Origin of the sequence: Sphingomonas echinoides (assembly GCF_029623395.1) — a bacterium.
GTDB lineage: Bacteria > Pseudomonadota > Alphaproteobacteria > Sphingomonadales > Sphingomonadaceae > Sphingomonas > Sphingomonas echinoides_A.
On the sequence record NZ_JAPYKK010000021.1, the window covers coordinates 44,990 to 64,970 of the forward strand.

The 19,981-nt window shown below is 62.1% G+C and carries 16 protein-coding genes; 7 read left to right on the forward strand and 9 right to left on the reverse strand.

The annotated features are described in order from the left end of the window. Positions 1–106: 106 nt before the first annotated feature. The 5 genes from QBJ92_RS13080 to QBJ92_RS13100 form a co-directional block, all read right to left on the reverse strand. On the reverse strand, positions 107–550 hold the full coding sequence (locus QBJ92_RS13080) for a hypothetical protein (protein WP_277970143.1): 444 nt from the start codon (positions 548–550) through the stop codon (positions 107–109). Positions 551–665: 115 nt separating this feature from the next. Then, on the reverse strand, positions 666–1,772 hold the full coding sequence (locus QBJ92_RS13085; protein WP_277970144.1) for a hypothetical protein: 1,107 nt from the start codon (positions 1,770–1,772) through the stop codon (positions 666–668). Between the two features lie 141 nt (positions 1,773–1,913). Further along, positions 1,914–2,273 (reverse strand): hypothetical protein, encoded by a 360-nt coding sequence (locus tag QBJ92_RS13090; protein ID WP_277970145.1) that lies wholly within the window; start codon positions 2,271–2,273, stop codon positions 1,914–1,916. A 32-nt stretch (positions 2,274–2,305) separates the two neighbouring features. After that, on the reverse strand, positions 2,306–3,118 hold the full coding sequence (locus tag QBJ92_RS13095) for an SHOCT domain-containing protein (RefSeq protein WP_277970146.1): 813 nt from the start codon (positions 3,116–3,118) through the stop codon (positions 2,306–2,308). Further along, positions 3,115–4,173, reverse strand: a complete 1,059-nt coding sequence (locus QBJ92_RS13100) for a hypothetical protein (protein ID WP_277970147.1) — start codon at positions 4,171–4,173, stop codon at positions 3,115–3,117. Before QBJ92_RS13100 ends, QBJ92_RS13095 begins: the two co-directional genes overlap by 4 nt. A 238-nt stretch (positions 4,174–4,411) precedes the next feature. Here QBJ92_RS13100 and QBJ92_RS13105 point away from each other — a divergent pair, with 238 nt between their 5' ends. The 4 genes from QBJ92_RS13105 to QBJ92_RS13120 all read left to right on the forward strand — a co-directional run bounded on the left by QBJ92_RS13105 (position 4,412) and on the right by QBJ92_RS13120 (position 8,792). Then, the gene (locus QBJ92_RS13105; protein WP_277970148.1) at positions 4,412–5,410 is read left to right on the forward strand and encodes a GlxA family transcriptional regulator; all 999 of its coding nucleotides are present in this window, start codon (positions 4,412–4,414) and stop codon (positions 5,408–5,410) included. A gap of 159 nt (positions 5,411–5,569) precedes the next feature. Then, positions 5,570–6,181 (forward strand): PilZ domain-containing protein, encoded by a 612-nt coding sequence (locus tag QBJ92_RS13110; RefSeq protein WP_277970149.1) that lies wholly within the window; start codon positions 5,570–5,572, stop codon positions 6,179–6,181. A gap of 113 nt (positions 6,182–6,294) precedes the next feature. Beyond that, positions 6,295–8,325, forward strand: a complete 2,031-nt coding sequence (locus tag QBJ92_RS13115) for an EAL domain-containing protein (RefSeq protein WP_277970150.1) — start codon at positions 6,295–6,297, stop codon at positions 8,323–8,325. 65 nt (positions 8,326–8,390) lie between these two features. Further along, the gene (locus tag QBJ92_RS13120) at positions 8,391–8,792 is read left to right on the forward strand and encodes a response regulator (protein ID WP_277970151.1); all 402 of its coding nucleotides are present in this window, start codon (positions 8,391–8,393) and stop codon (positions 8,790–8,792) included. A 206-nt stretch (positions 8,793–8,998) separates the two neighbouring features. On the opposite strand, the gene QBJ92_RS13125 is transcribed toward QBJ92_RS13120, so the two are convergent. From QBJ92_RS13125 to QBJ92_RS13135, 3 genes are all read right to left on the reverse strand, one after another. Beyond that, on the reverse strand, positions 8,999–10,078 hold the full coding sequence (locus QBJ92_RS13125) for a DUF5694 domain-containing protein (protein ID WP_277970152.1): 1,080 nt from the start codon (positions 10,076–10,078) through the stop codon (positions 8,999–9,001). 289 nt (positions 10,079–10,367) lie between these two features. After that, positions 10,368–10,793, reverse strand: a complete 426-nt coding sequence (locus QBJ92_RS13130) for a GNAT family acetyltransferase (protein ID WP_277970153.1) — start codon at positions 10,791–10,793, stop codon at positions 10,368–10,370. 282 nt (positions 10,794–11,075) lie between these two features. Continuing rightward, positions 11,076–11,990 carry a LysR substrate-binding domain-containing protein gene (locus QBJ92_RS13135; protein WP_277970154.1) on the reverse strand — a complete coding sequence of 305 codons (915 nt, stop codon included), beginning with the start codon at positions 11,988–11,990 and terminating at the stop codon, positions 11,076–11,078. 188 nt (positions 11,991–12,178) lie between these two features. On the opposite strand from QBJ92_RS13135, the gene QBJ92_RS13140 reads away from it, so the two are divergent. From QBJ92_RS13140 to QBJ92_RS13150, 3 genes are read left to right on the forward strand one after another with little or no spacing between them, the layout of a single operon-like run. After that, a complete protein-coding gene (locus QBJ92_RS13140) occupies positions 12,179–15,370 on the forward strand; it encodes an efflux RND transporter permease subunit (protein ID WP_277970155.1) in 3,192 nt (1,063 codons plus the stop codon). Further along, positions 15,363–16,526, forward strand: coding sequence for an efflux RND transporter periplasmic adaptor subunit (locus QBJ92_RS13145; RefSeq protein WP_277970156.1), 1,164 nt, complete (start codon positions 15,363–15,365; stop codon positions 16,524–16,526). The genes QBJ92_RS13140 and QBJ92_RS13145 overlap by 8 nt, the downstream gene beginning before the upstream one ends. Then, positions 16,513–17,931 (forward strand): efflux transporter outer membrane subunit, encoded by a 1,419-nt coding sequence (locus QBJ92_RS13150; protein WP_277970157.1) that lies wholly within the window; start codon positions 16,513–16,515, stop codon positions 17,929–17,931. Before QBJ92_RS13145 ends, QBJ92_RS13150 begins: the two co-directional genes overlap by 14 nt. Before the next feature lie 972 nt (positions 17,932–18,903). Here QBJ92_RS13150 and QBJ92_RS13155 read toward each other — a convergent pair. Beyond that, positions 18,904–19,981 (reverse strand): SGNH/GDSL hydrolase family protein (locus QBJ92_RS13155; RefSeq protein ID WP_277970158.1); only part of this gene is annotated, 1,078 nt, incomplete at its 5' end.

A 19,981-nucleotide genomic window follows, 5' to 3' on the forward strand; every position in this document is an offset into this window, starting at 1 on the left:
GCGGCCAGTTTCGAAAAGCCGCTAGCGCGTCGTAAATGTCTGCAACTGGGTCCCCGCTGCCTCCACCCGAACGCTCCGCTGAAGTGCGATTTTGGGCGGCCCCTGTTCACCGGACAATGGGCGGTCCCATCTCTATAAGCCGAGCGCCGATGTGACTGAGGCGAACCTTCATGTCCTGTTCGGCGGTCAAAAACTCCGCCCGACGTGCATACTTTGAGGGGTGTGCCAGTGCGCACGCAAGGACCGGCCGCGGCAGGATCGAGCACTGGATCTCTTTAACGGCATAGACGAGTGCTGAGTACCGACCGTTAGGCGTGGTCACCGGTGCGACGAGCGAAGGCCCGAGAGGCGCGGTCCCGAATGTCTTATGGAACATCGCAAGCGCATCGTGACCTGCGAAAATAATGACCTCTGGTGAGACGCGGCCGACGATCTGCGCAACGACCGGGATCGACTCCTGCAACGCCCTCGCCATCGACATGCCGCCCTGCTGCTTGCGAAACTTGGCCATGCCTTGCGAGCGGCGAAACACCATATTCGTCTTGGGCACGCGGCGGAGAGCCTAGAGCGTGCTCGGTACTCGTTGTCGAGAACCTTCATGAACTCGAGCTCGGGTTCCGGAACGGTAGTAGGCATGGCGCCTTCGGTTCTCGTCACGGCCGCCCCTACGATCGAACGAGGTCGAGCAGCCGCCTGAACTCGCCGTCTGGAATCGCTCCCTTCCACATGTTCGCGAAGCGGCAGACCACCTGCAGATTGCCATCGCAATAGTGTCCTTCGCTGTCGATGCGGTCGAGGGATGCGAGCATCGCCGAGTCCTCGGCCTCGCCACGCCACTGCAGCGGCAGCGAGGTTAGCGCACAGCGTCCATCCTGCTCCGCGATCAGTCGGGCTATGATCGCCTCGAGCTCAGTCCGCGTTTGGTGGACCTGCTTGGTTTTGCGAATGGTCGTCGTGGTCTGACCGGACTGCGCGGCGGCAGCCATGGCGTTCATCGCCATCTCGACTACCGACTTCTTCTGCGCGCTAGCATAGCGCACAGTGCCGGGTCCGGTGCCGTTAGCGCGCCTTTCCTCGTCCATCCGGACCAGCATCCAGCAGAAGGAGTGTGCGTCGATGTGCTTTGCGTTCGACAGACCTGGCTTGGTGGCGAGCCGTGCCCGTACCGCTTCCAGAACGTCGTTGAAGCCGGCGTAGTTCGCCCACGAGCAGTGCCCGCTCGTCCTGAGATCGATACCGAGCCGCCTGAACGCCTCGTCGAAGGTGCGTGGAGCGATGGGAGCGAAGCGATCAATGTCGATCAGGAAGAAGAGATAGGCCGCCAATGGGTAGCAGTCGCCAGCCAACTCGCGCAGTCGCTCGAACAGCTCGCCTGGCTGGCTACCGGTGCGGAAGGCGCCCCAAAGCCACCGTTCGAACGCCTGCCGCCGCTGCGAATTAGTCCGGGCCGAGACGAGGGAGGCATGGCTCGCCGAGCCTGGACCGTAGCGTCCTTCCCACGAGACGAGGTTATTGCGCGTTCGGTCGGTGCCCTCAATCTCGATCGCGGCTATGGCGCCGTCGAGCATCTTGCCGCTGCCAATGTCCCCTTCGGTCCATGATCCCGCGTCGAGTTCCGCGAGCGCCCGCTCTCTTAGCTTCGGCTTGTACCCTTCCCAGCCGTCCGCGGCGCCTGACGTGAAGCTGGTGAACGGGCCATCGTTGAAGTACCGGTAAGTCGAGCCGCTGAAGGTCTCGAACTCGCGCTCAAAGTGCGGAACGTCGAACGTCACTTCCTAAATTCCTTGAGATCAGTTCCTGTCCGCAGACAACCTATGCTCCGATGAACAAACGTCCGCAAGCGGGAGCGGCCAGACGCGAGTTGAACGAACGTTTCTGGGTCTCAACGGCCGCTACCCAACCGACAAGTATGATCACCAAATCAGGACTAGAACTGACAACGCTACCAGCCCGAAGATTCCCATGACGATCGTTGGTATGCGGACGTAGCGAGACAGCCATATGATCAGTGCCACTCCACCAATGACGAATGCGCCAACGATGAAAAAGAGAGCCTCGAATGCGCTTGCGAGGCCTTGCCCTGCCGCATCGCCGCTACTGTCCCGTCCACCGAAGTTGAACGCTCCGAAGAGGGCAATGCTGCCTATGGCGACTAAAAAAATGATCCATGTTCGACGATATGGTTTCCACCAAGGTCTACGCGGATGGGCCGCTGCGGCATAGTTCGCCGGCGTCATCGAGGTCTCAGCAGCCTCGGCTTTGTCGTCGTTCATCCACCATGTCGCCTTGAAAAGTTTCCGTGTCTCTACGCAACGTCGGTCAACTTATCAGCCTGATCGTTCATTAGTATCCGCCGCTGCCACAGTGGCGGCCATGGCAGATGAAAGCGGCGTCGGACCGTACGCCATCGATCGTTCCTCAACATTTGGAGAGAGATATGAAACGGAGTTTGGGTGCCGTAGGCCGTCCGAATGACGATGCGACCCGTCCCTTCGACCAAGGCGTCAAGCGCCTGATCGACGTCGCCGGGTATGCCCTTGTCGGGTCGTCCGATCTCGGCGCTTTCAAGATCCCACCCCTCGCCCCAACAGTGGACCGCGCCCTTCTCCAGCGCCATCGTGAACGCCAGCGAGAGGCCTAGCTGCACCGGATAGGTGGCAACCACCTCGAACGGTAGGTCGTCACGCCAGTGGATATCGAGACAATGACGGCTTGCCAGGTTCGTAAAGGCCGCCCGTGTGGCTGGATGATAGCTTGCCCAAGTGCGCCTGCCGTCCGCGATTACGCGCTGCGGCGAGAGTGCGGGTGGGATCTGCGACGTAACCGGCCATGCCAGGATCTGCGCCTTGCCCTGAGCGAACTCAAGGTCTGTTATCATTCCGCGCTGGCGCATGGCGTCTAGCGCGTCGATCTCGTCAGCAATAGAGCGCATCGCATAAGGCGGACGCCGGGGCGGGGCAACGGGCCGACGGGACGGCAGCCACACGACGACCGCGACGGCGATCGGGCCGGCGACGATCCCGAACACCGCCCAGAAGACGATGGAGCGGTCTTTTGCCGCGGCAATGATGCTACTCAGCACCGTACCGCTCAACATGTAGATCGCGATCGCGTTCATAACGTGGCCGACTTCAGCGCCTGTGCGCTTGGCGAGAGGGGAACGCCTGACGGCAGCGAAGCGATAACATGCGCAGCCAGCGCGACCGTGCCGACGTTGGCAGCGAAAGTAAATGCCGACCCGTGGAAGGTGAAGTCGAGGTTCACTGTGCGCCAGGCTTGGTGGACATCCACGCACGCGATCTCGGCAAAGGAGCGATGCTGCCGACGGATGACGCGGAAGCGTAGTCCGTCAGGCTCGATGACCAGAAGCGGTGCGGCGTTGTTCATGGCGATGCTGTACCACCATGGCAGACCTCGAACCCCCGTGAAGGTGACCAAGACGGGGATCGTGGCCTCGCCAGCTTCACCGAGTACGATGTTCTTGACGGTCGACTGCTCCCGTCGATCTCGCCAGCGCCGGCGGAAGAACCAGCCTGTCGCCGAAATGAAGCCTAATATTAGGATGAGAGGTAGGATGATCCGGGCAATCACGATTGACAGCGGCTCTCGCGCCGGCCTGCGCTGACTAGCCGCATCCGATTCAGAAACCGTGCTTTCTCGACCGGCGCACGGTCCAAGATACCGCAATGCCACGGTCGAGCGATGCGTTGGCTGGGTTGTTGCAGTTCCATCGATCCGGCTCGATGTCACGATCCGATAGCGTCGGTCCAAGTCGCCTGTCAGCTCCTGCCGCAGAAGCAGCGATGGACCGGTTCTGGTGTTGTCACATTTTGCCTCGCTAGTGATGCCTGACGTCGTGTGTTGCAGAGGCTTTGCGACACAACCCGCAGGCCATGTTTGCATGATGGCAAGTTGCGCGCCGGCTAGATGGCATTCTCTGACGGGAGAGCCGAGCGGCGTCCCGTCAACAACGGCCTGCGCTTCCCAAATACCTGCTCTCTGCGCATCCCCGCGGCCGGACGCACCGGCGAGCAGCAGCGGCAGGATCAGTAGGCGACCTATTCGGCATTTCATCCTGCGATATCGCCCTTCAACTACAGCGGTGCCAAAGAGAAAATCGAGCAGAGCTGTTGCAAATGCCTGACCACCTGAATTCGCTTCGGCTTTATGCAATCAGCTGAAAACCCAACTTCAACCGCTTCAAGTCCATACGTTCAAGGTGAACAAACGGCCTGAATCGGGCAGCGAGCGGGTCGCCATGAATGACCGAGAATGGGTCTTGCCAGACCCACGACGGCCGGGCGGCTAACGCCCAGTTCGGACCCATGCCAGCCAACCAATCTTCTGTTCATCGCTCTCAGCGAAGCGTAGAGTGTCTTTGAGGCGATTACCGCCGAGCGAAGGATCGATCGTGCTCATCACGATTTTCGCGCCGAACAATGTTCATCTTTTGGAAATCGCTGGCGTGCGCGATGCGCTATTCGAAGCAAACTGCAAGATCGCGAATGGGCAGTCGTATAACGTTCAGCTAGTGACCGAAGATGGGTTTCCAGCGAAAAGCGCATCGGGTGTCCGTTTCCTTCCCGACGCCGGGATTGCAGATGCGTTCGGCCCTCCCGATACGCTGATTGTGGTCGGTCCTTACGGTTTACCCCAAACCCCAAGCGAACCGGTCCAACGTTGGTTGCGTGAGCAGGCTCGGCAATCACGGCGCTTTGGCTCAATCTGTACTGGCGCTTTCGTGTTGGCTGATACCGGGCTCCTGTCGGGGCGTTCCGTTACTACGCACTGGGAATATGCAGATCGCTTGGCGGCAAAGTTTCCTGAGATCCAAGTCCAGGCAGACCGAATTTTCGTCCGCGACGGGCCGGTGTTCAGCTCGGCTGGGGTCGCAGCGGCGATCGACCTGACATTCTCGCTTATTGAGGAGGACCACGGTCGTGCCTTAGCCTTATGGGTCGCGCGTCGTCTCGTAGTGTTCCTCAAACGGCCGGGCGGACAATCGCAATTCAGTGCCGCCCTTACGGTGCAAACGGGTGCTAGCGGTCCGTTCGATCGAATCCAGTTGCATATCCTGGAATATCCCCGGGCCGATCTCGGTGTAACGGCGCTTGCCGCCCTAGTAGGGTTGAATCCGCGCACCCTGACGCGTCTATTCCATAGCGCATTGGGCACGAGTCCGGCCGCCTACGTTGAGTTGACCCGGGTAGACATCGCGCGAGGGCTGCTGGAGGACAGCCGATCCCCCATCAAGTCGATCGCGCATGCAGCGGGCTTCGGATCGAGCGCAACGCTGCGCCGCGCTTTCCTCCGCCGGATAGGAGTTACGCCAGCTGAATATCGCAGCCGTTTCCGTACCTCCGGTTCAGGGGCGGGCGACCAGGACGGAAATGACGTTTCTTTGTCCTGAAGTGTCGCCAAGCCGACGTTGAGGAGACGCCCCGGCTGCCGCATTCTGGCACCCGGAGGCTACCATGCTGTTCGCTGCCGTCATCCTACCTCAAATTGATACTGTTGCAGGGCGTCTTCTCATTCGGGAACGTCGCAGCATTGAGCGGAACGCTTCGCTATGCTCGTAGATCGGTTGAAGTCCTTGCTGAACGTCGGGAAGGCAGAGCCATCCGACCGTCGTGGCGCCCCACGCAGCCGAGTGCTGCTTAAAGCGGACGTGCTGCCGGTGGTAAGCTATGCCAACATGCGCATTGTGAACGTCTCGCGCACCGGCTTTGCCGGAGAGACGATGACACCGCTCCGCGCTACGGACCTTCTTATCTTTTCGATCGGGGGCAATCGTTTCCATCAGGGAAGCGTTCGCTGGGTCCGCGGTCCCAAATTCGGCATCGACCTCGTCGATGCCCTTCATATTTTTAGCTGTTCGGACGCAGTCGATCCCGGTTTTCTCGTATCCCATGCGTCGCGGTCCAAACGGTATCCGGTTGATCTGACGGGCCGGATTGCGATTGGATCGTTATGCTATCACTCAACGGTACGCGACGTCTCGCGCTCCGGCATGCGGCTTGAGATCGACGCGGTTCTCGAAGTGGGCCAGCAGGTCATTGTTCGGCTGCCCGACCGCCCACTTATCCTCGCGTCCGTCCGCTGGGCCGCCAGTGATATGGCGGGAATCGAGACGGCGGACCAGATTCAGACGTTGCGTCTCGTATGCGCTGGCGTTTCATGAGCCCGCGTCAGCGCAAATCGACCGCAGCCTTGCCCCCGGTGCCGTTTAACGCTGGGGTGGAGCCCGCGTCTGATCCTCCTCACACGCTCCTTGCTCCGGCGGCCGAGCCTCAGGTGGACCGCAACCGCGAACAGACGTTGCTCCAGACGGTGATCGACAGCGTCGACGATCTCATTTTTGCAAAGGATCGTCAGGGACGCTTCATCCTCTCCAATCGCGCATTGCGCGAGGGATGCGGGCTCGAGACTGGCCTGCGGACAGAAGATCTGTTCGAACCTGATCTCGTGGTCGGTTATCAGGGCACCGATCGTCAGATCTTCATGACGCGGAAGCCCGTGACTGCGGACGAGATCATCCCGATTCATGGCGAACCGCGGCATTTCCAGACCGTGAAGGTCCCGTGGATCGTCAACGGCGACATATGCGGCGTAATCGGCGTATCGCGAGACATCACCGCCCGGAAGGAGGCCGAGGACGCGGTTCGCGAAAGTGAAGCGCTTTACCGTAGCATTCTAGATGCGAGTGCCGATTGTATCGTGGTGATCTCGCTTGATGGTGGGGTGGAATTGATCAACGAGCCCGGGTGTCGGGCGCTGCAAATGCGTAGCGGCGATACCGTACTAGGTCGGCCTTGGTCAGACTTTTGGCCAAAGCGAGTTCGATCGAGGATGGGTGCCGCGCTAGAAACGGCGCGTTCGGGCGGGGTCGCGCGCTTCAGCGCTATGCGCCCGACGAACGGTGGGGTCGCGAAATGGTGGGACGTCTTGGTCACGCCGATCAAAGATCCGGACGGCACTGTCTTGCGGTTGCTGTCGATTTGCCGCGATGTCACCGACAGCAAGGCAGCGTCAAACCGACTGAAGTGGACGAGCGAACACGACGCGCTCACCGGCCTCGCCAACCGTAGCGCGTTTCAAGCACATCTTGAGGCAGAGACGATTCGCGCCGCGAGGACTGGCATTCCGTTCGGGCTGCTGTTGCTCGATCTAGATCATTTCAAGCATATCAACGATACATTGGGTCATGCCGCCGGCGATCTGCTTCTTCAGGCCGTGGCAGACCGGCTTCAGGACGGTACCCGACCAACTGATTTCACGGCCCGACTGGGCGGCGATGAATTCGCGATCATCGTCCAGCACTTTAGCGACGAGGAACAGCTGCAAAAGACTGGCGATGCCATCGCCGTGCGTCTCAACACACCGGTGACGATTGGCGGACGAGTATTGAACGCAGGCGTCAGCATCGGCGGGGCCCTTTTTCCGCAGGATGCCACGACCGCGCTCGAACTTTTTAATAACGCCGATACAGCGCTGTACGCCCGCAAGCGGTCCGGCCGCGGCGGGCTCAGCGTTTTCCGCAACCAGATGCGCCATCAGGCCCAGTGCGCCGCTTCCCAGCTCAGTCTTGCGCAGACCGTGCTCCGCGACGATAGCATCGTTCCACACTACCAACCCAAGGTCGACCTGCGCACCGGAGAAGTCACCGGGTACGAAGCCCTGCTTCGGTGGATCCATCCGACACGCGGCGTGCAGGGTCCGGATACAGTGGAGGAGGCCTTCAAGGACTATGAGCTTGCGTCCAGGATCGGCGATCACGTGCGGAGGCACGTCCTTGCCGACATCCGGCAGTGGCATGGGCAGGGCTTGCGGTTCGGACGGGTCGCAATCAACGCCGCCCCGGTCGAGTTTTTGCGCGACGATTATGCCGAATGCTTGCTTCGACATGGGAGCGATGCTGGGGTCCCGGCGTCCTTCCTTGAGGTGGAAGTTACCGAGCATGTATTCTGCGAACGCGGCGCTGGCTATGTTGCGCGAGCACTTAAACTGCTGAACTGTGCGGGCGTACGGATCGCACTTGATGATTTCGGCACAGGCTATTCCTCGCTTTCTCACCTGCGAGACTTTCCGGTAGATGTGGTCAAGATCGATCGCTCGTTTATCCAGCGAATGGCCGACAATCAGGAAATTTCTGCCATCGTCTCCGCGGTGATCGGGCTTGCCGACAGCCTGTCGCTAGAGGTCGTTGCTGAAGGTATCGAAACCGAGCTCCAGCGCCAGCTGCTTCGCCAGAAAGGGTGCAGCCATGGACAAGGCTATCTGTTTGGTCCGGCGCAGAGCGGTGCCGCACTGCACCGCACTGGGTAGCTGCGTCCACCGCAATCGATCCGAAAGTTTGGCAATCGCAGAGTTCGAAGTAAGGGGAAGCAGCGTTGGAAACAAAACCACAGCTCCTGATCGTCGACGATGAACCACTGATCCTCATGACGCTGGTCGATGCATTTGAGGAAGCGGGGTTCTCTATTTTGGCGAGCAGCAGCGGAGCGAATGCGATCACGCATTTGGCAACACGGAATTTTGCCATCGTCGTCACTGATATTCGCTTGGGTGCCGGGCCAAGCGGATGGGATGTCGCACGCATGGCTCGCCAGTGCGATCCGGGCGTTGTCGTCATTTATATGACGGGTGACAGCGGTGCCGATTGGGTATCGGAAGGCGTGCCGAGCAGCGTGATCGTACAGAAACCTTTCGCGCTCACGCGGATGCTGACTGTCGTAGCCAACCTCCTACACACTGTCGTCCCGCCTAAGCACAGCGTCCTCACCTGTTTCTGAAGAAGGGCGACATTACTCTTCGAAGTTGGATCGAAGGAGCATGCGCCCGTCGCAGTCAGAGCGCAGGTGAATGAATGTCTGAAGTTGGGAAGCGGGGAAGGGTGCGCGAATGTCCGGGTTTGGGTCTGAGCCGTCACTCTGAAGGTCGACTTTGCCTATTGAGATTTTGAACGCTGCTGCCGGCATGATGCTGAAGCGCTCGTCGATCAGCGCAATACCGCCTCAGCATCGACTACCGTCATGTCATGCATCTGGTTGAGATAGCTTTCAAGATACGGCTTGTGTGAGGCACCGACGACGACGAGCCCGCGGATGCCTGGTTGCATGGCAAACATGTCGCGGATATTCGACGCCATACGCAGGTTGCGTGTCTCCCAATACCCGACATAGTCACGTCCGAAGTGTTCCGGCGAAGGTTCTTCCAGCGCGGCACCGAAATCGCTGGCAAAAGTCAACTTCGCCTGGTCGGCGCGATTATAGGCGCGGTACATTGCAAGCATGGTTCCCGGTTGCCCTAGCCTAGCCATGAACGCCGCATCCATTACCTTTCGCTTCGTGGTAGCGGGATTGTCCCAAGCCTTCGAGATCACGGCTTCGTAGCCCTTTTCATCGGTGACCGGCGCGTCGGCGGTGTGGTCGTCCATTGCGTAAACGCGTTCCAGTCCGAGCCGGGCAGCCAATGCGGCTGCGATCAATAGGCTTTCGTCGTTCCGCGTGCGTAGCCGCTCGAGCCGCGCAACCAGGGTCGCGTCGATGCCCTCGCCGACGTGGCGTTCGTTTTCCGGAAGGCGCAGCCATTGGACCAGCGCGCTAGCTCCTTCGCCGCCGGCAAGAAATAACGCAGCGAGGCGGCGACGATCGGCAGCCGACGGCGTCGCGGGCCAGGCGGCGAGTAGGCGGCTCCAGGCGGCCGTCGCCGACGGCACGTCGAGCCCGGTTGCCTTGGCGGCGGGTGTCGGGTCCCAGCAGTAGCTTTCGATGCTGTCTTTGTAGTGATCGGGGTAGTGCCGCATGAAATCGCACTGCGAGCCAGACACCGCCTCGATGGCGATCGCCTGCGGGCGCCAGCACGTCAGCTTGTCGAGGACCGGGGTCAGTTGCTCGGGCCTGAATGCTGCGGGCAAGCCCGATAGATGCGTGCTGCCGAGCACGAGCAGTTGGTTGTGTGGTCCGGAACGCGGTCCCTTCAGCTGACTCGTATCGAACGGACGATAAGCTTGCGCCGACGCGATTGACGCGCCTGCGACCGCAGCGATGATCGCCGCCAACCTCCATAACTGCGCCATACATCGCCCCTTAGATCACAGCCGTGCTAGTATGGTAATACAGCAAGTGAGCCGATGGAAGTAGATTACTGTCCCCGCATCGTAAGCTTTTGAGCGAGACAATGCAGCCTACATCCGCCCGCAAGCCGCCCGGCTGGCAGGCGGCCGACCTAAACTGTTGAGGGCATCGAGGCTCTGACGCCGACGCTTTGGTGTGAGCCCACTTTCGACAAGGCAGGCTAGGTTCGGACGTGAACGAGTGTCTGGTTTTGGCGAGCCGCTTGGGTGCCCTGAACGTCCGCATCTGGGTCTAATCGGTTTTATTAAGCCACTTGCTCATGAGTATGCGGGGCGCCTCCTCGTAGCCGAGGCGCTCATAGAAGGGCACCACCGCCGTATTCGTGTCCCGGATCATCAGCTGGACCTTGAGTACGTTTCTCTCCCGAAGCCACTGCTCTCCAGCTTCGATCATTGCCTGACCGGTGCCTTGCCGTTGCTGATCAGGGGCGGAGGCGACATAATAAAGCCAGCCGCGGTGTCCATCGTGTCCAACCATAACGCTCCCGCAAATACGGCCTCCCGCGTCGCCAACAAGAACGGTCGAGTTGGCGCCTAGCATCGCAAAGCGGAAGTCTGTTGCAGGGTCGTTGTAGTTCGCCACGAGATTGCAGGACCGCCACAACCGAGTAACGTCGGTTTCGTCTTCTAGCGTTGCGCTGCGTACGATCATCGACATGCCGCCTTTGTAGTCTTCTACCTCATGACGGGGAAGGCGCTGGCCGAAGGCCTCGATCCACAGCGCTGCGTGACCTGCCCATTGTGACCGATCACAGGCTAACATAGCAGCCCAAATCGGCCAAGCGGTTAGCGCTCAGGACCGGTCGGTTATTTGCGAAGATCACAAGGTATTAGCCTAGTATTCGCTATCGGCACTGCTGCTGTTTGAATGATCCCGTGCATAGCTCGGCATCTTGCGGCCTCGCGCTGCAACGCAGGGGAGAGCGCGTATTTGCTTTCGTCAGTCTGCTGATTTGCCGCTAGCGCCCTCCCCTGCGTCCTCGAGAACATTTAAAAATCGCTGCACCAGAAAAGACGGCACGTCGGTGTGCACCAGCCACATCTCCGACGTCGCCCATTCGTCTAGTAGCGGAATGTAGGCAAGTCCGGCCGACTGGAGCGACGACAGTGACTCGGCGATGATTGTAATACCAATTCCAGCAGCGACTAGGCCTAGCAACGTCGATACTTCGCGAACGCTTTGGGTGATGCGAGGCTCTACTCCAGCGGTACGCATCAGCTCAAGCAGGGTTTCAGTAAAACCGCCGCTTTTGTCGCTAGAGTAGACTACCAACGACTGATCGGTGAGGTCGGAGAGGTGCAACCCCGTTCGAATGGCAAGAGCATTATCCGTTCGGGTGGCAACCAGCAGCCGTTCCTTTAAGATCAGCCTTGTAGTCAGGCCCGCAGGTACCGCGGGCCGCGCCGGACTCCGCAGAAAGCCGAGATCAAGAAGGCCGTCACCGATCGCGGCGATCTGTGCCGCGCCAGCGACTTCGGTCAGGGTCAGATCGACGTCGGGATGACCTTCGCGGAAGGCGAACATAGTTGCGGCAATCAGCGGAATGAACGGCGCAGACGCATTAAACCCTATGCGTAAAGCGCCGAGCTCGCCAAGGGCGGCCCGTCGCGCGATGAGAACGGCGCGGTCCGCTTCTGACAGGGTACGCCTCGCCGCGTCGAGGAACAGCACGCCTGCTCGAGTTAGCGAGACACGCCGGCTTGTCCGTTCCAGTAACATCACGCCAAGCTCCTCTTCGAGCAATCGTATCTGCTGACTGAGTGGTGGTTGCGAAATGCCAAGGTGCGCAGCTGCGCGTCCGAAATGCAGATCGGCAGCGAGCTGGACGAAGTACCTTAGGTGGCGAAGCTCCATGATTGATAGCTAATACCTCTCGATCCGGCGGGAAACAATATTAGACACGTCAGAAACAAAGGTCGAATGGGGCAGCGCCGCATCGTACATGATGAAGGCGTACATCGAGCTGAGGTCTCCTCCCCAAGCATGAATGATCGCTCCAAGCGCGGTTCCGCTTACCGCCCGATTCATCCGAGAGGCACTGCATGATCGGGATCGTCCGTGTGGCCCTGATGCGTCCGCTCACCTTCATCGTCATGGCGATCCTGATCGCGATCGTCGGCGTGCTCGCGACGATCCGCACGCCGGTCGACATCTTTCCCGACATCCGCGTGCCCGTTATCGCGACCGCATGGCAGTACAGCGGCCTGTCGCCGGACGAAATGTCGGGCCGGATCATTACCCCGTTCGAACGCGTGCTGACGACGACCGTCAACGACATCGACCACATCGAAAGCCAGTCGCTACCCGGTATCGGGGTCGTAAAGATCTATTTTCAGCCTGGCGCCGATGTCCGCACCGCGACTGCGCAGGTCACCTCTGTCTCGCAAACCGTACTTAAGCAGCTTCCGCCCGGCGTCACGCCACCGCTGGTGCTCAACTACAGTGCTTCGACCGTGCCGATCGTCCAACTTGCCTTGTCGGGAAAGGGGCTATCCGAAGGCAAGATGTTCGACCTGGCGGTCAACCAGGTGCGCCCTGGGCTGGTAACCGTGCCCGGCGCCGCAATTCCCTATCCCTCAGGCGGCAAGACGCGGCAGATCCAGATCGATCTCGACCCTGAGGCACTCCAGTCCAAGGGGCTTTCCGCGCAGGACGTCGGCAACGCGATCGCCGCACAGAACCAGATTAACCCAGCGGGTTTTGCGAAGATCGGCGGGTTCCAGTATAGTGTCCGGCTCAATAACGCGCCGGGATCGATCGAGGAGCTCAACAGTATCCCGGTCAAGGTGACGAACGGCGCGACGATCTACATGCGCGACGTGGCACATGTCCGCGACGGTTCCGCACCGCAGACCAACGTCGTCCATGTCGACGGATCGCGTTCCGTCATCATGACCGTGCTGAAGAACGGCGCGACCTCGACGCTCGCGATCGTGCAGGGGATCAAGGATGCGCTGCCCAAGATCCAGGAGACGCTTCCGCCTGCGCTCAAGATTGTGCCGATCGGTGACCAGTCGCTGTTCGTGAAGGCGGCGGTTGAGGGCGTGGTCAAGGAAGGCGCGATCGCGGCGGCGCTGACGTCGCTGATGATCCTGCTGTTCCTCGGCTCGTGGCGCTCGACCGTGATCATCGCGATCTCGATTCCGCTCGCGATCCTCGCGGCGATCATCGGGCTGGCGGTGACGGGCAACACGCTCAACACGATGACGCTGGGTGGCCTGAGCCTCGCGGTCGGCATTCTGGTCGACGATGCGACGGTGACGATCGAGAACATCAACTGGCATCTCGAACAAGGCAAATCGGTGACGCAATCGATCCTCGACGGCGCCGCGCAGATCGTGACCCCGGCGTTCGTGTCCCTGTTGTGCATCTGCATCGTGTTCGTGCCGATGTTCTTCCTGCCGGGGGTGGCGGGGTTCCTGTTCGTCCCGCTTGCACTCGCGGTGGTGTTCGCGATGATCGCGTCGTTCGTCTTGTCGCGCACGCTGGTGCCGACGATGGCAATGTACCTGCTCAAACCCCACGCGCCGGGGCACGAGCATGAAGCGGGCGCGCCTGGGTCGCGCAACCCGCTGGTCCGCTTCCAGCGCGGGTTCGAGCATCGCTTCGAACGTTTTCGTCTCAGTTATGGCGGAATGCTGGAGCGCGTGCTCGCGGGGCCCAAGCCGTTCGTGATCGGTTTCCTTGCGGTCGTTTTGCTGTCGTTCCTGCTGGTGCCGTTCCTCGGGCAGAACTTCTTCCCCGCGGTCGATGCCGGGCAGATGGCGCTGCACGTGCGGGCACCGGTGGGGTCGCGGATCGAGCAGACCTCCGCGCAGTTCGACCTGATCGAGCGGCGGATCCGCCAGATCATCCCGGCGAACGAGCTGGTTTCGGTGGTCGACAACATCGGGCTGCCGGTGAGCTCGATCAACACGACGTACAACAATTCGGGAACGGTCGGACCGCAGGACGGCGACATATTGATCCAGCTGTCGAAGGAGCATGCCCCGACCGCGGCGTACGTCCGGCAATTGCGCGAGCGGCTGCCACGTGATTTTCCCGGCTCGACCTTCTCATTTCTGCCCGCCGACATCACCAGCCAGATCCTCAACTTCGGCGCGCCCGCGCCGATCGACATCCAGATCTCGGGGAAGGATGCCAAGGCGAACCAGGCCTATGCGCGGATGATCCTGCGGCGGATCGCGGCTATCCCGGGTGTGGCGGACGGGCGGATCCAGCAATCTGCACGCTACCCGCAATTGAACGTCGTGGTCGATCGCAGCCGGATCGGGCAATATGGCCTGACCGAGCGCGACGTTACCACCAGCGTCGCGAGCTCGCTCGCGGGGACATCGCAGACCGCGCCGGTGTTCTTCCTCAGCCCCGAGAATGGCGTGTCTTATCCGGTCGTCGCGCAGGCGCCCGAATATCGCGTCGGGTCGATGGACGATCTTGCGAGCATCCCGGTGACGGGCGCGGACGGGACGTCGCAAGTGCTCGGCGGGATCGGCACGATCGTCCGGTCGAACGGCGCGGCGGTGGTCTCGCACTACAATATCGCTCCGGTGACCGACATTTACGCAACCCCGGCGGGGCGGGATCTCGGCGCGGTGGCGGGCGATATCAAGGCGGTGCTGGCGGAGCTGAAGGACAAGGCCCCCAAAGGCGCGACCGTCACGCTACGCGGGCAATATGCGACGATGAACGGCGCGTTCTCGGGACTGGGCTTCGGGCTGCTCGGCGCGATCGTGCTGATCTACCTGCTGATCGTCGTCAATTTCCAGAGTTGGCTCGATCCGTTCGTCATCATCACCGCGCTTCCCGGTGCGCTAGCCGGGATCGTGTGGATGCTGTTCGCGACGGGAACGACGTTGTCGGTCCCGGCGCTGACCGGCGCGATCATGTGCATGGGCGTGGCGACCGCCAACGCGATCCTGGTGGTGAGCTTTGCGCGCGAGCGGCTAGCGGAGCTGGGCGACGCGACCGCGGCGGCGCTCGAGGCGGGGATGACGCGTTTCCGCCCGGTGCTGATGACCGCGCTCGCGATGATCATCGGCATGTTGCCGATGGCGCTTGGGCTGGGCGAGGGCGGCGAGCAGAATGCGCCGCTTGGCCGAGCAGTAATCGGCGGGTTGCTCGTCGCCACGTTCGCGACACTGTTGTTCGTGCCGGTAGTGTTCAGCCTGGTTCACCGGCGCAAAGCCGACGCTGCAGCGTCGGCGCCCCCCGAAATGGAGAGAGTGCATGTCTGAGCCCGGCCAGGGCCGATCGCTGAAAACGGTCGGGATCGTCGCTGCGGTGGTCGCGGTCGGCGTCGTCGGTTTCGGCATCGCCAACCGTTCGCATTCCCAGCAGCAGCTCGCAGGGTGGACCAAGGCGCAGGCGACGCCGACCGTCACGGTGATCCACCCCAAGGCGGCGGGAAGCGCCGCCGCACTGACACTCCCTGCGAACCTGCAGGCGCTCAACAGCGCGCCGATCTTCGCGCGGACGAGCGGCTATGTGCGCAAATGGTATGTCGATATTGGCGACAGCGTGCGCGCGGGCCAGACCCTCGCGGTGCTCGATGCGCCCGAGGTCGACCAGCAGCTCGCCGCCGCGCAGGCGGATCTCGAGACGGCACGCGCCAACCAGATGCTCGCCGCCTCGACCGCGACGCGGTGGCGTAACATGTTAAGCAAGGACGCAGTGTCCAAGCAGGAGACCGACGAGAAGATCGGTGATCTCGCCGCCAAGACCGCGGTGGCGAATGCGGCGCGCGCCAACGTCGCGCGCTATCGCTTCACGCAGGGCTTTACCCGGCTGATCGCGCCTTTCTCGGGGGTGGTAACGACGCGCTCGACCGATATCGGCGCGCTGGTGACTGCGGGGACGGCGGCGTCGACCCCGTTGTTCACCGTTGCGGACGTTACCCGCATGCGGGCCTATGTGCGCGTGCCGCAATCCTATTCGGCACAGGTCCATCCCGGGCTGCATGTCGGGCTGACACTTCCGGAATATGCCGGGCGCACCTTCGACGCGGTGCTGACGCGGACCGCGGGCGCGGTCGACCAGCGCTCGGGCACGGTGCTCGTCGAACTGCAGGCGGCGAATGGCGACCGCGCGTTGAAGCCGGGAGCCTATGCGCAGGCGAGCTTCCCGGTCGCCGGTGCTACCGGTGCGATGGCGCTCCCGGCAAGTGCTTTGCTGACGGGCGAGCGCGGTACGCAGGTCGCGCTGGTCGGCAAGGACGGCAAGGCACATCTCAAGACGATTGTGATCGGCCAGGATCATGGCGAGACGGTCGAGATCCGTTCGGGCCTGACGCCGCAGGACCGCGTCATCGACAATCCGCCTGATGCGCTTGCAGAAGGCGACGCGGTAGCGGTTGGCCGTAGCGGGGCGGGGGCTGCCAATGCCGCACGGTAAGACGTGGCTGGGGCGGGCTATCGCGGCGCAGGTGTTGCTGGCAACCGCGGCCTGTTCTGTCGGGCCGGATTATGCGCGCCCGTCGGTGCCCGTGCCGGCGGCGTATAAGGAAGCCGATGCGCCAGTTCCCGGCTGGCAGACCGCCGGGACCGCGGTCCCGCCCACCGGGCGCTGGTGGGAGGTGTTCGGCGATGCCGAACTGAGCACGCTCGAAACGCGGATCGAAGGGGGCAATGCCGATCTCGCCGCGGCCGTCGCGCGCTACGATCAGTCGCAGGGTCTGCTTCGTCAGGCGCGTGCGGATCGCGTGCCGCAGATCAGCGCGGGAGCTGATCTCTCGCGTCAGCGCGTTTCGGCGGGGCGGCCCCTGTCGTTGGGCAATCCGGCGACCTATTCGGTCGCGACTGTCGGCGCATCGCTTGATTATGAGGTCGACCTGTTTGGCCGGGTGCGCAATGCGATCCGCGCTGGGCGCGCGAACGCCGCCGCGAGCGCCGCCGATCTCGCGGGCGTCCGGCTCGCGCTGCAGGCGCAACTGGCAAACGTCTATTTCGATATGCGCGGGCTCGACGCGCGGATCGTGCTGCTGCGCCAGACGGTTGCGGCGTATCAGCGCGCGTTCACCCTGACCGATACACGCCACACCGGCGGGATCGCTTCGGGGATCGACGTCAGCCGCGCACAGAACCTGCTCTCCAGTGCCCGAGCCGAATTGCAGGCCGTGTCGATCGACCGCCAGCGCGATGAACATGCGATCGCGGTATTGACCGGCGAAGCACCGTCGGGCTTTGCCATTTCGGTGGTTGAGCGACAGACCGCGCCCCCTATCCTCACCGCCGGGCTGCCCTCGGCCTTGCTGGAGCGGCGGCCCGATATCGGCGCGGCAGAGCGCCGCGTCGCTGCCGCCAACGCGCGGATCGGCGTCGCGCGCGCAGCGCTGTTCCCCAGCATCACGCTCGGCGCGTCGGGCGGGTTCGAAGCCGCGAGCGGCGCGTTGCTCAGCGCATCGAACGGCTTTTGGGCGCTAGGACCGTTGTCGACCGCGCTCTCGTTGATCGATGGCGGGCGTCGCCGGGCCGGCGTGCAGATCGCGCGCGGAGAATTCGAAGAGGCGGCGGCGACTTATCGCCAGACCGTGCTCACCGCCTTCCGCGAGGTCGAGGACGACCTAGTGAGCCAGCGTTATCTTGCCGCGCAGGAGCGCGACCAGAGCCTCGCCGCGGCCGCGGCCGAGCATACGCGCGAACTCGCGCTGATCCGCTACCGCGACGGCGCGTCGGACTATCTCGAGGTGGTCACCGCGCAGACCGCCGCGCTGGATGCCGAGCGGTCGCTGCTCGACATTCGTACGCGCCAGTTGCAGACTTCGACGGATTTAGCGCGAGCGCTAGGCGGACGATGGTGAAGATCGCATCCTGCGGATGCCTCAAAGCGACGCGACGGCGAGGAAGCCTGCGCTATTCGCTCTCTGAGCAGATGTCTGGATCTGGGAAGGCGGAAAGCTACCCTGCTTTTACCTTATCGGTCTAATTGGCTGAGATCGGGGGGCTTGCCTCTCGCTCTGTGTCCTGCGCCGCGACACGGTGCGGGTCGCCGGCAGGAATATCATAACCCACGCTGCCGCTTCTAAGCCAGCCGCCACTCATACCACCACCGTTCCGGCCAGCATCGTCCTTGCCGCTTCTGCCTTTACCACCGACGGGCGATGCCGGACGGGTGGGTCCCTAGCGCGCGAAGGTCAGATCGGCTGGGATAGTATTGAGTGCCCGCGTACGAACGCACGCAGCGACATGACCAACTCGATGACCAACTCGTGCGTATGGACCGGGTGCCCCGCAACCAGTTCGCGAACGCCTTGTCCGCCAGCCGTACATGCTCGTCTGTACCAAGCAGGATGATGTCAGACATCGCTGCCTCGACCGCGTCTCGGATGTGGCGCGTGCGGTCCGACCGCGCTACGCCTTCCGCACGGAGATCCAACGCCGCCATTGGCTCATCTGCGACGCTGCTTAGCTCCCGCCGGCGAGCCGGATCCAAGGTCAGGTCCCCCGTAAACGATCCGCCAAGGACCCTATAGGCGGCGATAAGTGTCATGAGCAGCTCATTAATCTGTCGGTTCATTCGCTCACGGCGCTGCTGGAACGTCATTTGTGCGAGCAGACGGATGCCCAACCCCTAACAGCGTAACCAGCGTCAGCCGAGATGGTGACGAGCAGGCTCTGCCAAGAGCTGAAATCTAGACCGCGCAAATGCATTTCCTTAGTTACAAGTTATGGAACGCCCATCGCTCCCGCAGATTTCGCATAGCAGCACGACCGCGAGGGGGGCTCGTTGATACAGCGGGTACGGGACCGAGGATCTGGTACGGTCGAGCCGCTCACATCCCGGTAATTACTCGCAGTTCAACCGCGTCTGCCATAGCTTTGTAGCCCGCATCGTTCGGGTGGAGCTTGTCACCGTCATTGAAGGCGGAGGCGATCTTTAGCGGATCGGTCTTGTCAGCGACGGAAGATGCAAAATCAATTACGCCATCGAAGGCACCCGAACTGCGGATCCAGTTGTTAAGAGCCTGTCGCACCTCCTCGCCCTGCTTGCTAGCATAGCCAGCATCCTTGTACGGGGTGAGCGTACCACCGATTACGCGGATGCCGTGTTCATGCGCCCGCTCGATGATCTGCTTGTCCGCCGCGATGAGGGCGTCCGCCGTTACCGGATCGCTCGGTCCGCGGGGGCTGAAGCTGCGACCAATATCGTTGATGCCCTCAAGCAAGATGACGGTCTTCACGCCGGGCACGCTCAGCACGTCGCGGTCGAACCGCGCGAGTGCATTTGGACCTGCACCGTAGCCGAGCAGACGATTTCCGCCGATTCCTGCATTCAACACTGCCCACCGTTGTTTGCCCGGCCGCGCTGCCAGTCGCTCGGCCAGCCGATCGGTCCAGCCGCGGAAGGCATTGTTGGTCGAGCCATAGCCTTCGGTGATCGAGTCACCGAGCGCGACGATAACACTCGTCGGCTGGAGGGGTGCGATCTCGACTTGGGTAAGGATCACCGGCGCGCTCGCCAACCGCGCGTCGGGAAGGCTTGACATCGCACCGCTGTCGCCGCTCGTGCCGGCGACATACTGCCATAGCACTCGCACGTTCCGGACCGGCAGCCGCCCGGGAGCGTAGAGCGATACGGCGAGCTTATCGAGCGCCTTAACCGGGAGCGTGACGGGATCGCTCACCAACGGCGCTCCGGCCGGGATGTTGGTCCCAGGCAGGCCGGCGAAAGTGACAATGTGATCGGTGCCGGGCACAACCGATCCGTTCGGCCCCGCGAGGCCGACGTGCATCGCTCCAATCGCAAGCACGTCCACGCCGCCTTCGTTGGACAACCGCAGACGAACGGCGCTGCCTGCCGCGGAGACGCGGACCACCTGCCGGATGGTCGCGTTGACCAGATCACCGGTG